The following is a 14672-nucleotide window of genomic DNA, read 5'->3' on the forward strand; positions in this document are numbered from 1 at the left end:
CCTGGAGCGGACCATGAACGTTGTGACCCCAGTCGGCGGCGACAGCGTGGCGGCCCGCGGCTGGCCGGGCATCCTCACCGCCCTGATGCGCGGCCAGGACCTCGGCGCGGACGACACCGCGTGGGCGATGGACCGCATCATGTCCGGCGAGGCCACCGACGCGCAGATCGCGGGCTTCTCGGTCGCCCTGCGCGCCAAGGGCGAGACGGTGCAGGAAGTCACCGGTCTGGTACGGGCGATGTACGAGCACGCCAACACCATCGAGGTGCCCGGCCCCAGCGTCGACATCGTCGGCACCGGCGGCGACATGGCCAAGACGGTCAACATCTCCACCATGTCCGCGATCGTCATCGCCGGCACCGGCGCCAAGGTCGTCAAGCACGGCAACCGGGCCTCGTCCTCGGCGAGCGGCTCCTCCGACGTCCTGGAGAAGCTGGGCGTCAACCTGGACCTGACGCCCCGCCGGGTGGCCGAGGTGGCGGGCGAGGCGGGCATCACCTTCTGCTTCGCCGTGAAGTTCCACCCGGCGCTGCGGTACGCCGCCAAGGCCCGCAAGGAGCTCGGCACGCAGACCACCTTCAACATCCTGGGCCCGCTCACCAACCCGGCCCAGGTGCGCGCCCAGGCGGTCGGCGTGGCCGACGCGAGGATGGCCCCCATCGTCGCGGGCGTCCTCGCCGAACGCGGCAACTCCGCCCTCGTCTTCCGCGGCGACGACGGCCTCGACGAACTGACCACCACCGCGACCTCCCGGGTCTGGGTGGTACGGGACGGGGGCGTCCGGGAGGAGGCCTTCGACCCGCGCGAGGTCGGCCTCGAACTCGTCCCGGTGGAGGCCCTGCGCGGCGCGGACGCCTCGTACAACGCGGAGGTGGCCCGCAGGCTGTTCGCGGGCGAGAAGGGGCCCGTACGGGACGCCGTGCTGCTCAACACGGCGGCCGCGCTGGTGGCCCTGAACCCGGGCGGCGGATCGCTGAACGAGGAGATCGCGGCCGGTCTGGAGCAGGCGCGCGCGTCCCTGGACTCCGGGGGCGCGCAGGCGGCCCTGGACCGCTGGGTGCGGGCCAGCAACGCCTGAAACACCCTGCTGGTGTGACGCAGAGCGCAGTCCGGACGTCTCAGAAACCGGACTGCGCTCTTGCATGTGATCGTGTGTGTGGCAGGATGCTGACCAGGTCATGAGTGACAGCGACTACGGCCCCGGCCCGCTGTCCGGCAACCCTCCGTCCGTGGCGGGGTGCCCCGGGTGAAGACCAGGTCGTAGGCAGCGAGGTCTACGGCAAGCGCGGACCCCTGCGCACTCATCTTGAGTGGCGCGCCCCTGGGGTCCTGGTCCTCAAGGGAGCAGTCTCGTGAGCAAGCGAATGCGATAGGGCCGCTCGGCCCCGTTTCACCTTCACCTCCGCAACCGGACACGTGTATCCGGAGCGTCGAGGCAACTCCCGTACGAGACAAGGTAGTTGAGCCTTCGTCGGATTCCGTGCGGGCATCACTGAAGCCATTCCGCCTTGTCCTGCCAGGAGTTTCGCCATGTCTGCATCGTCCGTCGCCACCGTCGCCGCCACCTCTGCCGCCGCCCCCTCCGTCGACGCCTGCGCCGCCGAGTGCGCCGACCCCTGCTGTGCGCCGCTGCCCGTCCTCGGCCGGGACGTGGCCGTGCCGCTGGTCACCGGGGGCGAAGTGACGTACGCGGCCCTCGACTACGCGGCCAGTGCGCCGGCCCTGCAGCGGGTGTGGGACGACGTCGCCGCGTACGCCCCGTACTACGGCAGCGTGCACCGGGGGGCTGGGTACCTCTCGCAGCTCTCCACCGACCTGTTCGAGAACAGCCGGGTGACCGTCCACGAGTTCCTCGACTGCCGCGACAGTGACCAGGTCGTCTTCACCCGCTCCACCACCGACTCGCTGAACCTCCTGGCGGCCGTCCTGCCCGCCGACTGCCAGGTGTTCGTCTTCGAGACCGAGCACCACGCCTCGCTGCTGCCCTGGCAGGACGCGAACGTCACCTACCTGAACGCCCCGCGCACTCCGGCCCAGGCCGTCGAGACGCTGGAGCGGGCGCTGGCCGACCGCGACCCGTACGGCCCCGCGCTGGTCTGCGTGACCGGTGCCTCCAACGTCACCGGGGAGATCTGGCCGGTGGCCGAGCTGGCCGCCGCAGCGCACGCCCACGGCGCGCGGATCGTGCTGGACGCCGCCCAGCTCGCGCCCCACCACCCGGTGTCCGTCAAGGAGTTGGACGTCGACTGGGTCGCCTTCTCCGGCCACAAGCTGTACGCGCCCTTCGGCTCCGGCGTGCTCGCCGGGCGCGCCGACTGGCTCCAGGCGGCCGAGCCGTACCTCGCGGGCGGCGGCGCGTCCAAGAAGGTCGCGCGGCGCGCCGACGGCGGCGTGGACGTCGAGTGGCACACCACGGCCGCCCGCCACGAGGCCGGTTCGCCCAACGTCATCGGCGTGTACTCGATCGCCTCCGCCTGCAAGGCGCTCACCGAGGCGGGCTTCGACAACCTGGTCCAGCGCGAGCAGGCGCTGGTGCGCACGGTCCGCGCGGGCCTCGCCGAGGTCCCGGCCGTGAAGGTGCTCTCGCTGTTCGGCGACGACGCCCCGCGCGTCGGCGTCATCTCCTTCGTCGTGGAGGGCTGGAACAGCTCGCACTTCGCCGCCGCGCTCTCCGCCGAGTACGGCATCGGGGTGCGCGACGGCCTGTTCTGCGCCCACCCGCTGGTGCGCACGCTGCTCGGCAGCGACCCCCAGGACCCGGGCGAGTGCGGCGCCCCCGAGGCCGAGCCGGGCGAGCGCTCCCTCAACGCCATCCGGGTGAGCTTCGGCGCGGGCACGCCGGACGAGCACGTGGAGCGGTTCGTGCGCGCGGTCAAGGAACTCGTCGCCAACGGCGCGCAGTGGAACTACCGCACCGAGGGCGGGCGTTGCGTCCCGGCCGTCTGAGGCTTCCGTACGGTACGGCTGTGGCCCGCCCCCTCGTGCAGGGGGCGGGCCACAGCCGTACCGTGCAGGTGTCAGCCGTCCAGCCCGATGGCGAACGCCGCCTCCAGGTCGTGCTGCGAGTAGGTGCGGAACGCGACGTGCGTGTCCGTGCCCTCGACGCCGGGGATCTTGCTGATGGAGCCGGGGATGATGTCCGCCAGGTCGTCGTGCCGCCCGACGCGCACCATGGCGATCAGGTCGTACGTACCGGTGACGGAGAAGACCTCGCTGACGCTGTCCAGCGCGGCGATGGACTCGGCGATCTCGGGGATGCGGTCCACGCTGGTCTTGATGAGCACGATCGCGGTGATCACGGCTGGCTTTCTCCCTCGGTGGCCGGTGGTGCTGCTGCGCTCGCAACTGTAGTCGTACGGCGATAACGCGCCCACGCGTAGAGGAAGCCCCCGGCGAAGCCCACCACGTGCGCGAGATACGCCACCCCGGCCCCCTCGCCCAGCCCCTGGGCGGCCAGCCACTGGAGCACGAACCAGAAGATCAGCACGATCCAGGCGGGGAAGCGCAGCGGCAGGAACAGCAGGAAGGGGAAGAGGCTGGTGACCCGTGCGTGCGGGAAGAGCCGCAGGAACGCCCCCAGCACCGCCGAGATCGCCCCCGACGCGCCGACCAGGGTCTCGTCGGAGCCGGCGTGCGCGAGGGCGTACGCGACGAGGGCGAGGTAGCCGCAGATCACGTAGAAGAGGGCGTACGCCAGGCGGCCCATGCGTTCCTCGGTCATCGCCCCGAAGACGTACAGGAAGAGCATGTTGCCCAGCAGGTGCAGCCAGTTGCCGTGCACGAACAGGGCGGTGAACGGGGTGAGCAGGGCGTGCCCGCCGCCCTTGACCAGCTGGGCGGGGACGACGCCCCAGCGCTCGAAGTAGGCGCTCTGCGCGGCGAGGAGCGCGTCCCCGGTCCCGTACGCGGGGGTGAAGCCGGACGCGGGGCCGAGCAGGAAGACCACGCAGCAGACGCCGATCACGGCGTACGTCACGACCGGCCCCCGGCTGATCTCCCGCCACCGCGCCTGCCGTCGCCCGGCTGTGGCCTTGCTCATGGGGATCACGATGCGAGCATGCCGCAGCGCACGGTGCGGGCCGGGCTGGCACGCCGGGCCCGGGCGTCCGGGCTGTCGCCCGGGTCACCCCGGTCTCAAGGGTCGACCGCCCTCGGCGCGGGGTACCCGTAAGGCCGTAGGGTTGCGCGCAGGGCATCCGCAGTTCGACGGCGCACCGCGGCAACGACGTACGACACACGTATGACGTGTGCGAAGGAAGAGGACGGTACGCATGACGACGACGGTTCCCCTGCCCACTGCCGGAACCCGGTGGCGCTGCACCCTCTGCGGAAACCTCACGCGGTTCGACGTGACCCGCTCGTCCAAGGTGGTCGAGTACGTGCACCTCGACCTGGCCGGGGAGTCGAAGGTCGAGGAACGCGAGGTGGTCAGTGAGACCATCGAGTCCGTGCGTTGCCGCTGGTGCAACGCGGTGGACCAGATCGAATTGGTGGACAGGCCGGACGCCGACCCCCAGAACTCCTAGCGGGTTCTCGTGGGCGGGCCCGGCGGAGCATGCCCGCGAGGGTAGGAAGGCAGTGGGGTGACGGCAATGGTGGAGCCCGCGAGCGGCGCGGACCGGGCCGGTTCGGCCGACGACGTCGCAGAGGTGCTCGACCGCCCGTTGCCCGAGGGGGTACGGCGCCGGGTCGTGACGCTGGTGTCGGATGCGTTCGGCGGCCTGACGGTGGCCGAACTGCCCGCACCCTTGCGGCAGTACGCCCGGTTCACCCCCACCAGACGCGCCAAGTTCGCGGGCAACGCGATGGCGGCGGCACTGGAGAGCGACCCGGTCTTCAGGCAGCGCATCGGCGAACGGCTGCGCGAGACGCAGCCCGAGCTGGCGAGCGCGCTGGAGGCCGGGTCGCCGCCCGCCGCCGCCGACCCGGTGGACGTGGCGGCGGCCGCCTACGTACTGCGCCCGGTGGGCTGGGTGAAGCTGGTGGCCGCCGCGGGCGAGGAGGCCCAGCGCGCCGACGCCGAACGCGCCGACGAGGCCGCCCAGCGCGAACTGGACCAGCTGCGCGCGGAGCTGGCCGAGGCCCGGGAACGCACCAAGGGCGAGACCGAGCGGCTGCGGGCCGAAGTGGACGCGGCCCGCCGGGAGTCCGAGGCCGCCCAGCGCAAGCTGCGCGGCGCCCTCAGCGACGTCAAGCGCGGCGAGGCCGCCCTGCGCAAGACCCAGGGCGAGATCGACGGCATCAGGGCCGAGGCGGCCGCCCAGGTGGCCGCGGCGGAGGCGGAGACCCGGCGGCTGCGGGCCCGGCTCGGCGAGGCGGAGGCGTCCGTCGAGGCGGGACGCCGTGCCGTACGCGAGGGACGCAGCGTCGAGGACATGCGGCTGCGGCTGCTCCTGGACACCGTCCTGGAGGCGGCGCAGGGGCTGCGCAGGGAGCTGGCGCTGCCGCCGTCCACCGGGCGGCCCGCGGACACCGTGGACGCGGTCGAGCCGGGGCGGATGTCGCCCAAGGACATCGCGGCGCGGGCCCTGTCCGACACCGACCCGGCGGTCCTGGACCAGTTGCTGGCGCTGCCGCAGGCGCATCTGGTGGTGGACGGCTACAACGTCACCAAGACCGGCTATCCGACGATGCCGCTGGAGAAGCAGCGGCTGCGGCTGCTGGGCGGTCTGTCCATGCTGGCGGCGGCCTCGGGCGCCGAGGTGACGTGTGTCTTCGACGGTGCGGAGCTGGCGGCTCCGGTGCTGCTCGCGCCGCCGCGCGGGGTGCGGGTGCTGTTCAGCAAGGCGGGCGTGACGGCCGACGAGCTGATCCGGCAGCTGGTGCGGGCCGAGCCCGACGGGCGCCCGGTGGTGGTGGTCTCCACCGACCGCGAGGTGGCCGACGGTGTCGCCAAGTCCGGTGCGCGGCCCGTCGCTTCCGCGATGCTCCTCAAGAGGCTCTCGCGGGCCTGAGCCCGGTGTCGGTGCTTTCGACGCACTTGCGGGCGATGCGGCAGGGGATGCCCAACTTGTCTCCCTGATGACCGTATTGAATGCTGTTGGGGCTGGCGTTCCGTCAACTGCCCATGACGCAGCGTGTGACGCAAGGAATTTATGCGCCCTGAGGGCGAGATTTTTCCTATGAGGATTTGAACTGATCACAAGAAGGTCACTAAGGTCTGGGCTCGAACCTTCGCGCGGTTGATCACTCATCCGGAGTATCAGCGAGGGGCCCGCCAACCGCGCCGGTCGGCGGCTGAGGAAGAAGGAGCTCGCCTTCGTGGCGTCCCACCGTCGTCCCAAGCAGCCGAGCCGCACCCGTGTGACCGTGCTCTCCCTTGCCGCCACCGCAGCCGTGGCGCTCACCTCGCAGTCGGCCAACGCCGCGCCCAAGCCTGACAAGAAGGAAGTCAAGGCGAAGGTGGACAACCTGCACGAGGAGGCGGAGGCCGCGACCGAGCGGTTCAACGCCGCCAAGGAGAAGCAGGGCACCCTGGAGAAGCAGGTCAAGAACCTCCAGGAGAAGGTGGCCCGCGGTCAGGCAGAGCTCAACGACCTGCGCAAGGGCCTCGGTTCGATGGCCACCGCGCAGTACCGCGCGGGCGGTGTGGACCCCTCGCTCCAGCTCTTCCTGTCCTCCGAGCCGGACCAGTTCCTGGACCGCGCCGCCGCGATGAACCAGCTGAGCACCAAGCAGGCCGAGTCGCTTCGCAAGATCCAGAGCAAGCAGCGCACCCTCGCCCAGGAGCGCGAGGAGGCCTCGGGCAAGCTCGCCGACCTCGCCTCGGTCCGCAAGGAGCTCGGCGAGAAGCGCCAGACCATCCAGGGCAAGCTGGCCGACGCGCAGAAGCTGCTCAACACGCTCACCCAGGCCGAGCGCGACGCCATGTCGGAGCAGGAGGACCGGGCCAGCCGGGACGCCAACGGCCGCTCGCAGCTCGGCGATGTCTCGTCGGGTTCCGGCATCGGCGCCGCCGCCATGCAGGCCGCCAGCACGAAGATGGGCTCGCCCTACAGCTGGGGCTCCAAGGGCCCCAACTCCTTCGACTGCTCCGGTCTCGTCTACTGGGCGTTCAAGCAGGTCGGCCGCACGGTCGGCAGCAGCACCTACACCCAGGTCAACGACGGCCCGAAGATCTACAACAAGAGCGACCTGCGCCCCGGCGACCTGGTCTTCTTCAGCGGCCTCGCCCACGTGGGCTTCTACGCCGGCAACGGCATGTCGCTGCACGCCCCCAAGCCCGGCGCCAACGTGCGCGTCGAGGACATGCGGTACCTCGGTTCGTTCATGTACGGAGTGCGCGTCGGCGGCTGAGGGCCCCACGGACCCACGACACGCCCGCCCTACCCAGGAGCCCACGCCGAACACACCGCCCGTTCGGGCGAATTGCGGCTCCCCGTGCTGACCGCCCGCCCCGCCGATGACCTGGTCATCGGCGGGGCGTCGTGCTGTACGGGCACTTTCGGGGCCCCGCGCGGTCGTTGGTCGCCCTGTGAGCGTCCCGCTACTGTCTGCTCGCGCAGCTCCCGTCGAGCAGTCCGCCCGCCCCGGGCGGCAGGGTGCTGCCTCCCAGCAGTGGAAGGAGTGCGGCTTCCTGTGGCGTCACACCGTCGTCCCTCGCAGTCCGGGCTCACACAGAGCACCCGGGTCACCGTCCTGTCCGCCGCCGCGGCCACCGCGGCAGCGGCCCTCGGGGCCACCCCCGCCAGCGCCGACCCGGCGGGCACGCCGACGGCCACCCAGGCCACCGTCGACCGGCTCTTCGAACAGGCCGAGAAGGCGACCGAGCAGTACAACAAGGCCAACGAACGCGCCACCACGCTGCGCAAGGAAGTGGCGCAGGCCCGCGAGCGCACCGCCCGCGGCCAGGAGCGCATCAACCGCATGCGCGGCGTCCTCGGCCAGCTCGCCGGGGCCCAGTACCGGTCGGGCGGGGTCGACCCCACGGTCTCGCTGCTGCTCTCGGAGAACCCGGACGGCTACCTCGACAAGGCCGCCGCCCTCGACCGGATCAGCGCCCTGAACACGGGCAAGCTGCACGAACTCACCGAGGCGCAGCGCAAGCTGGGCCAGGAGCGCGCCGAGGCCTCCCGCAAGCTGGGCGAGCTGGAGCGCAGCCGCAGCGTCGTCACGCGCCACAAGCGCTCCGTCGAGCACAAGCTGGCCGAGGCCCGCCGGATGCTCAACGCGCTGCCCGCCCCCGAGCGCGCGGAGTTCGACCGGGCGAACCGCAGCGGGCGTGCCCAGATGCCGGAGATGTCCGGTGCGATGCCCGCCTCCTCCCGGGCCGCCGCCGCCGTGCTCGCCGCCCGGGGCGCCGTCGGCAAGCCGTACGTCTGGGGGGCCAACGGGCCCTCCGGGTTCGACTGCTCGGGCCTGATGCAGTGGAGCTACGGGCAGGCGGGCGTCTCCCTGCCGCGCACCTCGCAGGCGCAGCGGTACGCGGGCCGGCAGGTCTCCCTCGACCAGGCGCAGCCCGGTGACCTCGTCGCCTACCGCGACGACGCCAGCCACATCGGGATGTACATGGGCAACGGCCAGGTCGTGCACGCCCCCTACCCCGGGGCGCCGGTGCGCTACGACCCGGTCGGCATGATGCCGATCTCCTCGGTGACCCGGGTCTGACGGGGCCGATGGGGCGGATGGGGCCGGCAGGGCTGATGGGTCCGGACGGGTCCGACGGGTCTGAGGGTTCTGCTCCTGTGTGCCGATCTTCTCTGCGTACGATTCCCTGATGGCGGCGCACGAGGGCGGCACACGGTACGGACGGCGGGCGGTGCTCGCCCTGGGCGGGCTGCTGGCGGCGTCCTGCGCCCTGCCGTCCGCCCCCGCCGACACCGCCGCCCGCGACGTGCGGCGGCTGCTGGACCGGCGGGCCGCCGCCCTGCTGACCCGGGACCGGGCCGCCTTCCTCGGTGTCCTCGCACCGGGGGCGCAGGGGCTGCGGTCCACGCAGGGCGAGGAGTTCGACCACCTGGCCGGGGTGCCGCTGAAGGACTGGGCGTACCGGCTCACCGGAATCGACCGCACCGGCGGCACGACCGTCACCGCGCGGGTCGAGCTGCGGCACCGTATCGACCGCTACGACGCGGTGCCCGCCGTCTCCGCCCGCCGCGTCGACCTCGTGCGCGAGGACGGACAGTGGTACGTCACGGGGGACCGGCCCGGGCGCAGCGGTGCGCAGGAACTCTGGCAGCAGGGCCCGGTGACCGTCGCCCGGGGGCGGCGTTCCGTGGTCCTCGGCACCGGGCACAGTGCCGAGCGCCTGCGCCGGATCGCCGAGGCCGCCGACAGTGCCGCGGACGCCGTCGCCCGGACCTGGACGCGCGAAAGCACCCTCAAGACGGTGCTCCTGGTGCCGTCCTCGCTGACCGCGATGGGCGCACTGCTGGGCGAACCCGCCGCCGGGTACCGGGGGATCGCCGCCGTCACCACCGGGGCCGGCGACCGGGGGCGGCGGACCTCGGCCGACCGGGTGATCGTCAACCCCGAGGCGTACGACGTACTGGGAGCTGTCGGCAGACAGGTCGTCCTCACCCACGAGACGACCCACGTGGCCACCCGTACGGACACCACGGCCGCCACCCCGATGTGGCTGTCGGAGGGCTTCGCGGACTGGGTGGCCTACCGCGACAGCGACCGCACCCCGGCCCAGATCGCCCCCGAACTCCAGCGCACCGTACGGCGCGAGGGCCCTCCTGCCGCGCTCCCGGCCGACGAGGACTTCCGCTTCGCGGGGGACGCGGACCGGCTGGCGGGGGCGTACGAGGGCGGCTGGCTGGCCTGCCGGATGATCGTGGAGCGCAAGGACGTTGCGACGCTGCTGGAGTTCTACCGCACCGTCGGCGGGCATCCGCAGCGGGACGGGGCGGTGGAGGCGGCGCTCCAACGCCATCTGGGCACCACGCCCGAGGAGTTCACCGCACGGTGGCGCACCTATGTGCGGGACGCACTGGGCTGAGCCCCGACGCCGGTCACTTGCGGGACGCGCTCTCCCGGCGCTGGTGCGACGCGGAACCCGACACTGTCGCGGCGGGCACATGCCGCTGTGCAGGCAGCGGGTGCGGTGCGTGCGCGGCCTCGGTGACGGTGTGCCGCCACAGGGTACGGCAGGCCAGCACCGCGGCGGCGACCAGCAGTCCATTGCGTACGAACAGAAGCGGCACCCCCAGGGCGTCGCTGGCCACCACGTGCGAGAACCAGATGGGGAACTCCAGGCAGGTGACGAGGGTCGCCGCCAGCACCAGGCGGGCGGGACGGTCCATCCGGCTGCCCCGGAACACCAGGCAGGCGGCGGCGAGTCCGACCAGCCACAGCATGTACTGCGGGCTGATCACCCGGCTGGTGGTGGTGAACAGCAGCACCGCCACGAACGCCGCGTCGCACGCCGTCGACGCGGTGAACAGCCGTGCCTTCAGCCGCCACACCAACAGCCACCCGAACGCGAGCACCGTGAGCACCATCGCGACGGTGCTCACGGTCGGCACGTACGGGCCGAGGAACTCCACCGAGCCGTAGTTCAGCAGCACTTCGCCCTCCCAGCCGAAGTGCCGGGCCACGTGGAAGACCAGCGCGCCCAGCGACTCCACCTCGGTGCCCCGGTCCCGCTGGAACGTCAGGAACGCCAGCGCCCCCGGCATCGACACCGCGAACAGCAGCACCAGCCCGAGCGCGGTCAGCACGAACGCCGACCACGAGGTGCGCGTCGTGCGCCCGCGTGCGGTCCCCGCGAGCAGCAGGGCGGGCCAGACCTTCAACATCGCCCCCACGGCCGCCAGCGCCCCCATCAGGCGCGGCCTGCGGGCCCCCGCGAGCAGCGCCGCCACCGCGACACCGGTGACCATGACGTCGTACCGGGCGTACGAGGTGGGGCCGAGCAGCGCCAGTCCCGCGATCCACACCCACGCGCCCGCCATCCGCTTGCCGGGGCGGCGGCCCGCGTACAGCAGCAGCCCCGTCACCACGGCGTCCGCCAGGAACGCCAGCACGAAGAAGGCCGAGGCGTAGCCCAGGAACGGCAGCAGGGCGGGGGAGAGCACCGCGAGGGCGGCGGCGGGCGGGTACTGCCAGGTGATGTCGTCGAGCGGGAAGGTGCCGTCCTTGAGGACCTCGTACCAGCCCTGGTAGATGACCGAGATGTCGCTCGTGACGTCGGGGCCGGGGAACGTCAGCACTTTGAACACGCACAGCAGCAGCAGGGTGCGGGTGACGGCCCACACCGCCAGGGGGGCGACGGGCAGGGCGGAAGGAGTCCGATGTCCGGTACCGCTCGCTGTCATGACCATCCTTGTCCGGTGGCGGGCGTCTACAGGGTCATGATGCAGGGCGCACACGTCCCTGGGCGATGACGCGGAGCCGCCCGGTACTGGCCGATCGGCGGCCACGGGTGTCCCGGTACTGCCCGAGCGGCGGCCGGAGGTGTCCCGGTACTGTCGGCCACGATGGACAAGACCTTGATCGTGACCAACGACTTCCCGCCCCGCCCCGGCGGCATCCAGGCGTTCCTGCACAACATGGCGCTGCGCCTGGACCCCGAGCAGGTCGTCGTCTACGCCTCCACCTGGAAGCGCGGACGCGAGGGCGCCGAGGCCACCGCCGCCTTCGACGCCGAGCAGCCCTACCCGGTGGTGCGCGACCGCACCACCATGCTGCTGCCGACGCCCCGCGTCACCCGCCGCGCCACCGAGCTGCTGCGCGAGCACGGCTGCACCTCCGTGTGGTTCGGCGCGGCGGCCCCGCTCGGGCTGATGGCACCGGCGCTGCGCAGGGCGGGCGCCCGGCGGCTCGTCGCCACCACGCACGGGCACGAGGCGGGCTGGGCGCAGCTCCCGGCCGCCCGGCAGCTGCTGCGGCGGATCGGCGAAGGCACCGACACGATCACCTACTTGGGCGAGTACACGCGCTCGCGGATCGCCGCCGCGCTCACTCCGGAGGCTGCCGCGCGGATGGTGCAGTTGCCGCCGGGCGTGGACGAGAAGACCTTCCACCCGGACTCGGGCGGCGACGCGGTGCGCGCACGGCTCGGGCTCACCGAACGCCCGGTGGTGGTGTGCGTGTCGCGGCTGGTGCCGCGCAAGGGGCAGGACACCCTCGTCGAGGCCATGCCGCAGGTGCTGCGCGCGGTACCGGACGCCGTACTGCTGGTCGTCGGCGGGGGACCGTACGAGAAGGACCTGCACGCCCTGGCGCAGAAGACCGGCGTCGCGGACTCCGTGCGGTTCACCGGTGCGGTGCCCTGGGCGGAGCTGCCCGCGCACTACGGCGCCGGTGACGTCTTCGCGATGCCGTGCCGCACGCGCCGGGGCGGCCTCGACGTCGAGGGGCTCGGCATCGTCTACCTGGAGGCCTCCGCGACCGGGCTGCCGGTGGTGGCGGGCGACTCCGGGGGCGCGCCCGACGCCGTACTGAACGGGGAGACCGGGTGGGTGGTGCGCGGCGGCGAGCCCGCCGAGTCGGCCGAGCGCATCGTGACGCTGTTGCAGGACCCGGACCTGCGGCGGCGGATGGGGGAGCGGGGGCGCGAGTGGGTCGAGGAGAAGTGGCGCTGGGACCTGCTCGCGGAGAAGCTCAAGACGCTGCTGTAGTGCGGGCAAGAGTCGTGCGGGCATGAGTCGTGCGGGCATGAGTAAGGGGCGACCTCCCGGAGGCCGCCCCTTACCCAGGTACTGCTCACGCCCCGTAGATCGCCTCGATCTCGTCCGCGAAGTCCTTCGCCACCACGTTCCGCTTCAGCTTCAGCGACGGCGTGATGTGGCCCGCCTCCTCGGTGAACTGGGTCGGCAGGATGCGGAACTTGCGCACCGACTCCGCCTTGGAGACCGCCGCGTTCCCGTCGTCCACCGCACGCTGCACGGTCGCCAGCAGGTCTGGGTCGTTGCGCAGCGAGACCGCCGTGGAGTCGGCGGGCTTGCCGTGCTCGGCGGCCCACCGGCCCAGGAACTCCTCGTCGATGGTGACCAGCGCGCCCACGAACGGGCGGCCGTCGCCGACCACCATGCACTCCGCGACCAGCGCGTGCGCCCGGATGCGGTCCTCGATGACGGCCGGTGCGACGTTCTTGCCGCCCGCCGTCACGATGATCTCCTTCTTGCGGCCGGTGATCGCGAGGTAGCCGTCCTCGTCGAGGGTGCCGATGTCACCGGTGTGGAACCAGCCGTCGGTCAGCGCCTCGGCGGTCGCCGACGGGTTGTTCCAGTACCCCTTGAAGATGTGCTCGCCGTGCAGCAGCACCTCGCCGTCGTCGGCGATGCGCACCACCGAGCCCGGCAGCGGCTGGCCGACCGTGCCGATCTTCTGCCGGTCCCACGGGTTGAACGCCGTCGCGGCGCAGGACTCGGTGAGCCCGTAGCCCTCCAGCACGGTGAAGCCGATGCCGCGGAAGAAGTGGCCCAGACGCTCGCCCAGCGGCGCGCCGCCGGAGATCGCGAACTCGCCCTTGCCGCCGAGCACCGCGCGCAGCTTGCTGAAGACCAGCTTGTCGAAGACCTTGTGCTTCAGCTTGAGACCGAAGGCGGGCCCCTCGGGGGTGCCCAGCGCACGGCTGTAGGCGATCGCCGTGTCGGCGGCCTTGTCGAAGATCTTGCCCTTGCCGTCGGCCTGCGCCTTGGCGCGCGCCGAGTTGTAGACCTTCTCGAAGACGCGCGGCACACCGAGGATCAGCGTCGGCTTGAACGCCGCCAGCTCGTCGGTGAGGTTCTTGATGTCCGGTACGCAGCCCAGCTTGATCGGCGCCATCACCGACGCCACCTCGACCAGCCGCCCGAAGACGTGCGCGGCGGGCAGGAACAGCAGCACCGAGCACTCGCCCGTGCGGAACAGCGGCTTCAGGCGCTCGACCACGTTGCCGCACTCCGCGAAGAAGCTGCGGTGGGTGAGCACACAGCCCTTGGGGCGGCCCGTGGTGCCGGAGGTGTAGACGATGGTGGCCGGGTCGTCGGCGCCCGCGACCGCGCTGCGCTCGTCCACGGTCTCCTCGGAGACGTCCGCGCCGAGCGCGTTCAGCTGCTCGATGGCCCCGGCCTCGATCTGCCAGACCTGCTTGAGGGCGGGCAGCTGCTCCCGTACGGACTCCACGGCGGCCGCGTGGGCCTCGCCCTCCACCAGCACGGCGACGGCGCCCGAGTCGCCCAGGATCCACTGCACCTGCTCGGCGGAGCTGGTCTCGTACACCGGCACGGTGACCGCGCCCGCGCTCCAGATCGCGAAGTCCAGCTGCACCCACTCGTAGCGGGTGCGCGACATCAGGCCGACCCGGTCGCCCGGCTCCACGCCCGCGGCGATCAGGCCCTTGGCGGCGGCGCGCACCTCGGCCAGGAACTGGGTGGCGGTGACATCGGTCCACGTACCGGCGACCTTGCGGCCCATGACCGCGGTGTCGGGGTGCTGAGCGGCATTGCGGCGGATGAGATCCGTCAGATTGCCGTCCGAAGGGACCTCGTACAGGGCCGGAAGGCTGAACTCGCGCAAGACTGCTGCTCCTCATCAGGCACCGGTCGCCACGTCAGCGTGTCGCCGGCTGCGGTCCAAGGTCGGGCAGGTGCTCAGTGGGGGATGAGCACGACTGGACTGCCCGGACGTTACCCACCAGTACTCGGTTCCCGATAGGGGTTCCCGGCCAGATGTACGCTGCGTCACACTGCTGAGCCGGTGCTTCGCGCACAGTAGTCCACCCTTGGGGCGACTCGGAAGTA

General features: G+C 72.1%; 12 protein-coding genes and 1 riboswitch. Of the genes, 8 read left to right on the forward strand and 4 right to left on the reverse strand.

The window, feature by feature from the left end; all coding sequences use genetic code 11:
- Nucleotides 1-13: 13 nt before the first annotated feature.
- Together trpD and ACIO3O_RS30300 are read left to right on the forward strand one after the other, a co-directional pair.
- On the forward strand, nt 14-1078 hold the full coding sequence (trpD, locus tag ACIO3O_RS30295) for an anthranilate phosphoribosyltransferase (RefSeq protein ID WP_401751394.1): 1065 nt from the start codon (nt 14-16) through the stop codon (nt 1076-1078).
- 96 nt (nt 1079-1174) lie between these two features.
- Nucleotides 1175-1292: riboswitch (SAM riboswitch) on the forward strand.
- 238 nt (nt 1293-1530) lie between these two features.
- Nucleotides 1531-2946: an aminotransferase class V-fold PLP-dependent enzyme gene (locus ACIO3O_RS30300; RefSeq protein ID WP_401751395.1), complete on the forward strand. Its 1416-nt coding sequence runs from the start codon at nt 1531-1533 to the stop codon at nt 2944-2946.
- A 71-nt stretch (nt 2947-3017) separates the two neighbouring features.
- Here the strand turns inward: ACIO3O_RS30300 and ACIO3O_RS30305 are convergent, their stop codons facing one another.
- Nucleotides 3018-3299 carry an Lrp/AsnC family transcriptional regulator gene (locus ACIO3O_RS30305; RefSeq protein WP_189821770.1) on the reverse strand — a complete coding sequence of 94 codons (282 nt, stop codon included), beginning with the start codon at nt 3297-3299 and terminating at the stop codon, nt 3018-3020.
- Nucleotides 3296-4039: a rhomboid family intramembrane serine protease gene (locus tag ACIO3O_RS30310; protein ID WP_401751397.1), complete on the reverse strand. Its 744-nt coding sequence runs from the start codon at nt 4037-4039 to the stop codon at nt 3296-3298. The genes ACIO3O_RS30305 and ACIO3O_RS30310 overlap by 4 nt, the downstream gene beginning before the upstream one ends.
- A 232-nt stretch (nt 4040-4271) precedes the next feature.
- Between ACIO3O_RS30310 and ACIO3O_RS30315 the strand changes: the two genes are divergently transcribed.
- From ACIO3O_RS30315 to ACIO3O_RS30335, 5 genes are all read left to right on the forward strand, one after another.
- Entirely contained in the window at nt 4272-4526 is a 255-nt protein-coding gene (locus ACIO3O_RS30315) for a hypothetical protein (protein ID WP_189821768.1), read from the forward strand.
- A gap of 66 nt (nt 4527-4592) precedes the next feature.
- Nucleotides 4593-5954: an NYN domain-containing protein gene (locus tag ACIO3O_RS30320; RefSeq protein ID WP_401751399.1), complete on the forward strand. Its 1362-nt coding sequence runs from the start codon at nt 4593-4595 to the stop codon at nt 5952-5954.
- Between the two features lie 307 nt (nt 5955-6261).
- Complete coding sequence (locus tag ACIO3O_RS30325; RefSeq protein ID WP_401751401.1) at nt 6262-7296, forward strand: NlpC/P60 family protein; 1035 nt, start codon at nt 6262-6264, stop codon at nt 7294-7296.
- Between the two features lie 282 nt (nt 7297-7578).
- Entirely contained in the window at nt 7579-8607 is a 1029-nt protein-coding gene (locus ACIO3O_RS30330) for an NlpC/P60 family protein (protein ID WP_401751403.1), read from the forward strand.
- A 109-nt stretch (nt 8608-8716) separates the two neighbouring features.
- Nucleotides 8717-9943 (forward strand): hypothetical protein, encoded by a 1227-nt coding sequence (locus ACIO3O_RS30335; RefSeq protein WP_401751404.1) that lies wholly within the window; start codon nt 8717-8719, stop codon nt 9941-9943.
- A 13-nt stretch (nt 9944-9956) separates the two neighbouring features.
- Here the strand turns inward: ACIO3O_RS30335 and ACIO3O_RS30340 are convergent, their stop codons facing one another.
- On the reverse strand, nt 9957-11261 hold the full coding sequence (locus tag ACIO3O_RS30340; protein WP_401751406.1) for a glycosyltransferase 87 family protein: 1305 nt from the start codon (nt 11259-11261) through the stop codon (nt 9957-9959).
- 162 nt (nt 11262-11423) lie between these two features.
- Here ACIO3O_RS30340 and ACIO3O_RS30345 point away from each other — a divergent pair, with 162 nt between their 5' ends.
- A complete protein-coding gene (locus ACIO3O_RS30345; protein WP_401751408.1) occupies nt 11424-12566 on the forward strand; it encodes a glycosyltransferase family 4 protein in 1143 nt (380 codons plus the stop codon).
- An 85-nt stretch (nt 12567-12651) separates the two neighbouring features.
- Here ACIO3O_RS30345 and ACIO3O_RS30350 read toward each other — a convergent pair whose 3' ends face one another.
- Nucleotides 12652-14448, reverse strand: a complete 1797-nt coding sequence (locus tag ACIO3O_RS30350) for an AMP-dependent synthetase/ligase (protein WP_401751409.1) — start codon at nt 14446-14448, stop codon at nt 12652-12654.
- Nucleotides 14449-14672 lie beyond the last annotated feature (224 nt).

Source organism: Streptomyces sp. NPDC087440, assembly GCF_044744005.1.
Classification (GTDB): domain Bacteria; phylum Actinomycetota; class Actinomycetes; order Streptomycetales; family Streptomycetaceae; genus Streptomyces.

Bases quoted from the DNA above. Each gene is read 5' to 3' on its own strand.
- trpD (WP_401751394.1), top strand. From the start codon at position 14: ATGAACGTTGTGACCCCAGTCGGCGGCGACAGCGTGGCGGCCCGCGGC.
- ACIO3O_RS30300 (WP_401751395.1), top strand. From the start codon at position 1,531: ATGTCTGCATCGTCCGTCGCCACCGTCGCCGCCACCTCTGCCGCCGCC.
- ACIO3O_RS30310 (WP_401751397.1), bottom strand. From the start codon at position 4,039: ATGAGCAAGGCCACAGCCGGGCGACGGCAGGCGCGGTGGCGGGAGATC.
- ACIO3O_RS30315 (WP_189821768.1), top strand. From the start codon at position 4,272: ATGACGACGACGGTTCCCCTGCCCACTGCCGGAACCCGGTGGCGCTGC.
- ACIO3O_RS30320 (WP_401751399.1), top strand. From the start codon at position 4,593: ATGGTGGAGCCCGCGAGCGGCGCGGACCGGGCCGGTTCGGCCGACGAC.
- ACIO3O_RS30335 (WP_401751404.1), top strand. From the start codon at position 8,717: ATGGCGGCGCACGAGGGCGGCACACGGTACGGACGGCGGGCGGTGCTC.
- ACIO3O_RS30340 (WP_401751406.1), bottom strand. From the start codon at position 11,261: ATGACAGCGAGCGGTACCGGACATCGGACTCCTTCCGCCCTGCCCGTC.
- ACIO3O_RS30345 (WP_401751408.1), top strand. From the start codon at position 11,424: ATGGACAAGACCTTGATCGTGACCAACGACTTCCCGCCCCGCCCCGGC.